General features: G+C 67.3%; 2 protein-coding genes. One reads left to right on the top strand and one right to left on the bottom strand.

Annotated features, from left to right (window positions below; genetic code table 11):
* The coding region (locus tag ACN27A_RS34650) for an MMPL family transporter (RefSeq protein WP_421459286.1) at positions 1–1080 on the top strand (1080 nt) is incomplete at its 5' end.
* Positions 1081–1152: 72 nt separating this feature from the next.
* Here ACN27A_RS34650 and ACN27A_RS34645 read toward each other — a convergent pair.
* Positions 1153–4656, bottom strand: a complete 3504-nt coding sequence (locus ACN27A_RS34645) for a hypothetical protein (RefSeq protein WP_421459284.1) — start codon at positions 4654–4656, stop codon at positions 1153–1155.
* Positions 4657–4807: the final 151 nt, after the last annotated feature.

The raw sequence follows: 4807 nt of genomic DNA, 5'->3' as shown, positions 1-4807 counted from the left end.
AAGCTGGCCGTGGTGCTGCCCAAGTTGCTCGAGCAGATGCCCCGGTTGATCGCGATCATGAAGACGATGCGCGACATGCTGCTGACGATGCACAGCACAATGTCCGGATCCTTCTCCACGCTCGAAGATTCGAACCAGGACGCGATGGCGATGGGGCAGGCCTACGACGCCGCCAACAACGACGACACCTTCTACCTGCCGCCGGAAGTCTTCGAGAACCCGGACTTCCAGCGGGCGATGAGCTCGTTCCTGTCCCCGGACGGAAAAGCCGCGCGATTCATCATCTCCCACAAGGGCAACCCGGGCACGCCTGAGGGCATCGAGAGTATCGACCGGATCAAGTCGGCGGCCGAGGAGGCGCTCAAGACGACGCCGCTGCGTGACGCCAGGATCTACATGGCCGGCACCGCGTCGACGTTCCAGGACTTCAGCGAAGGCTCCAAATACGATCTGCTGATCGCTGCTGTGAGCGCACTCTGCCTGATCCTGGTGATCATCCTCATCATCACCCGAAGCCTGGTGGCCTCCATGGTGATCGTCGGTACCGTTGCCCTTTCCCTGGGCTCGTCTTTCGGGCTCTCGGTGCTGATCTGGCAGTACATCTTCGGCATCCAGCTGCACTGGATGGTACTTCCGATGGCCGTCATCGTTTTGCTGGGCGTGGGCTCCGACTACAACCTGCTGCTGGTCTCCCGGATGAAGGAGGAGGTCGGCGCCGGGATCAACACCGGCATCATCCGGGCGATGGGGGGGACGGGCAAGGTCGTGACGAATGCCGGCCTGGTGTTCGCCTTCACGATGGCCGCGATGGTGTTCAGTGACCTGCAGGTCATCGGGCAGGTGGGCACCACCATCGGCATCGGTCTGCTGATCGACACGTTGGTCGTGCGGTCGTTCCTGACTCCGTCGATCGCCGCGCTGATCGGGCGGTGGTTCTGGTGGCCGCTGATCGTGCGTCCCCGCCCGGCCAGCACAATGCTCCGGCCGGCCGGACCACGAACGGCGGTGCGCGCGCTGCTGCTTCCCGGGGATGAGCGGGACGGCGCCGCACCCGGACCGGCCAGGCCGACCGACTACTAGGAACCCGGCGGCCAGGAATCCGGCGAAGCCGAACTCGCATAGCCTATTCGGCGCGGTCGGCGGTCTCGACTGCTAGAACCGGCCGATGACGCGCACACCCATCGCGCTCGTCTCGTAGATGCACAGATTGTCGACCCAGAACCTGCCGTTGAACACGACCAGGGCACCGCGCTGCTCGGGCGTCACCGAGACGACCTCGATCTCGGATCGGGTGCGCTTGTTGGTCGGGATCACCTGGCCGCGGAACTTCCAGCTGAACATCTGATTCAGGGCGACCGGCTCGAACTCGTAGTCATCGCCGGCGGGGACGTGACCGGCCAGCCGGGCCAGCGCGCGAGCCGCCTGCTGCATGGCCTCGAGTCCCAGCGAACCGGGCTGCACTGGATCCTGGAAGAAGTGAGCCTTGAAGAACCACGCCTCGGGGGTGACGTCGTACTCCGCGACGAGCCGGCCCAGACCGGCTTCTCCCCCACCCGGCCAGAAGTTGACCCGGTCGAGCACTTGGAGGCGACCCTGGTCCAGCCACGGTGCGCCGTCGAGTTCCTCGGCGCGGTAGGACAGCGCGACCGGAGCCGGCTCGGACAGTGCTTCCAGTGCAGCGGGGTCGGTTCGAAGCCCGACCTGATTCTTCAGCGCGTCGGGACTGAAGAAGCCGAACGCCGTCTTCATCGTCATGACGATCTCGTCCTGCTGGGTACACACGACATCGAAGAACACGATGGTCGAACCGGCACCGTCGGCGAACCGTTCGAGGGTCGAGGTAACCCGCAGCGTGCCGACCCGTGCCGGGCGACGCTGCACGACCTCGCCACCGTCGAGATTGCGGAAGACCACGTCATCGGGACGGTTGGCGGCGAATCCGTTGTACGAAGACAGCCAGCCGCACGGCTGAAGCAGGATTTCGATCAGCACCGGCATCGGGACCGCGTCGACGTGGGCATCCGCGAAATACCATTCGCCGGCCGGAACGTCGTACTCCGCGACGACGGTGCCGCCCTTGGTCGGCACCCCCGGCGGGCTGGACACACTGAGCACCCGTGACATGAAGTGGTACGGCTCGTCGGGCAGCCGGGGCGCCCGGCGGGTACCGTCGAACGGAGCGTACAAGGCGCCGAACGCATCCGACGGCATGCCCCGACCGCAGGCCAACAGCGCGCCCTGATCGCCGCGAACGTCCTTTGTGTTCTCCAGGATTCGAACCGGACCGGGCGCCACCGGCATCGGCCAGTCCGGAACGAGACGCATCCCGAATCGGCGGCAGTGGAAGACTTTGAAGCCGTCACTACGACACAGCAACGCGGCGTACACCGTCGGTGTCGGGCCGTCGACGATCTCTTCGATGAAGACCTCGTAGTCGAGGTTGTGGTCCCAGTCGGGGATCACCTGTCCGCGGCAGACGAATCGCGCCATCTCGTCCGGGACCGGTTCGAACCGCCAGCCGTCGCGTTCGATGGTGAATCCGTAGGCGGCCATGGCGAACGACAGCGCCTGGGTGGCCGCGTCGGCCATCAGCGTGCCGGGCATACAGGGGTCGTTCTTGAAGTGTCCGTCGTAGAACCACGCATCGGTCGGCACCGCCGCCGTCGCACGCAGATAGCCCCGGCCCCACGGCCCGCCCTCGGGGTCGAACTCGGCGACCTCGTCGAGCAGTCGCAGGCGCCCGCCGGGAGTCGCGGGTGTACGGGTGTGCGCTGCGGCCCGCTCGAAACCCGGCCCGAAACAGGTGAACGCGTGTCCGCGGATGTAGGCGTCGAGGTCGTCACGGTCGAAGGACCGCTTGGTCGTCACGCAGGGCGGAGCATCACGGCGGGCGCCGTCGCGCGGGGCGTCCGACGCCGCATCCCACAGCACTCCGTCGGACTCGGCGAGCTCGTCGTCGGAGAAGAAACCCGCCTGCCCATTGCGCACCGAGATCATCAACCGATCACCGATGTAGCAGTCGTAATGGAAGAAGAACAGCCGGGTTTCACCCGTCTTCGCGTGGCCGTCGATGTGGATCTCGTAGCGCAGGGTGTCGCCGCCCTGCGGGAGTTCGCCCATGAACGTCAGGTCGCAACCCAGCAGGCGGTAGACGCGCTCGCTGCGGTTGGTGAAGTCGGCGCCGAGCCACGACGCGAGCAGCAGGTCGGCCTGGCCGGACTCGATCACCACCCCGGGCGACATCCGGCCGTTGTGCATGTACCAGGCGTCGGCGACGACATCGGTCTCGGTGATGATCCGGCCCGTCCCCATCGACCCGGGCTCGCCGTCGATGCTCATCACCCGGTCGGCGAACAGCAACGGGGGCTCAGGCATCCGAACCAACCGCGGGTATTGGTCCAGCTCGGCGAAAAGGGGTCCGAAGACCTCGGAAATATTTCCGCCGGCAAGGATTTCCAGCTGCGCGCGGTCGTACAGCGGCTCGTCGGGTCGCGGCGCGGCCGGGCCCGGCCTCTCCCGCGGAGTCGTCGGGGGTTGCGCAGGCACCTGTGTGGGCCGGTCGATCGCCGGCGCGGACGTGCCTGTCTCCGCCGGCGGTGCACCGGTCGTCGCCGGGGCTGCCGGCCTCGGTGGCTCCGCCGGGACGGGCACGGGGGCCACCGGTGCCGCCGCGGTGGCGCTCGGGGCGGGGGGTGGAGCCGGCGAATGCCGGCCGGTGGCCAGGGCCAGCAGGTCACCGCGCATCTTCAGGAACGATGCGTGCGCCTGCGCCTGCCGCTCGACGAAAACGGACTGGGCCTCACCCACCGAGGCGATCAGGCTCAGCGCTGCGGCCGTCCTGTCACTCACCTGCTCGGGGGTACCCGAATCGTGGCCGACCGAGCTCGTCACCGTCGCGGTCCGAGCCGGAACGAGTTCGGCCTCAGAGAAGTTCAACGGCGCGGGGCGTGCGGGTGCCGGCGGCATCATTTGAATACTTGCCGGGTCCAATGCGGGCATCGATGTCTTCCCATCTTCGGGCGTGTCGGGGGCCGGCTCCTCGGGCGCCGACACGACATCAGGCCAGTGTGCGGGCAGCGTGATCGTGCGTGATTTCTCCGACCGCGCCGAACCGGATCGCTCGCGGAGCAGCCGCATGCGGGCATCGACGGCGTCGACGTCCACCGGCAGTCCATGCACCCACAGTTTGTTCACCGATTCCGAGAGAGCGCGAAGGCCGCGGCGTTCCTGTGCGTCCAGCGCCACGACCAGATGCGGGCGATCACCGAGGATCTTCGGGATGGCACCGCTGAGAATGCCGCGAGGCCCGTGTTCGACGAAGACGCGCACTCCGTCCTCCCAGGCTTGCAGCACGGTCGCGGGAAAGTCGATCGGCTCGACAGCCTGCTGGGTGATCGCTTCGGCGGCAGCTTCCCTGGTAGGTGTGTAGGCCCGGTTGCCCGCGTTGGTGTAGAACCGCACCCCCGGTGCCTCGTGGGTGGTGCGGGTGTGAATACGGCGCCACGTGTCGGCGAACGGTGCCATGGCGCTGCAGTGGATGACCATGTCCAAGCCGAGTGGCATCGCACTGGCGCCGTCGATCGAATCGATCACGCGTCGGCACGCGGCGGGTTCGCCGCCGATCACACAGTCGTCGGGTGCCTGGACGATGGTCATGTAGGCCCGGGGTTCGGCGGCCAGCGCCGTCTCGATCGCGGCCCTCGGCGCGGTGATTCGCCAGCACTCCCACGGCGCCGGCTGATCTCCCAGGCCCCAATCAGCTGCCGCGACACGACAGCTGCCGGTGAGCTGGTCACCGTACATGCCC

Source organism: Micromonospora sp. WMMD737 (genome assembly GCF_049179055.1).
Taxonomy (GTDB): Bacteria; Actinomycetota; Actinomycetes; order Mycobacteriales; family Micromonosporaceae; genus Micromonospora; species Micromonospora reichwaldensis.
The sequence above is the reverse complement of the archived record's forward strand: the minus strand, read 5'-3'. Positions and strand labels throughout refer to the sequence as shown.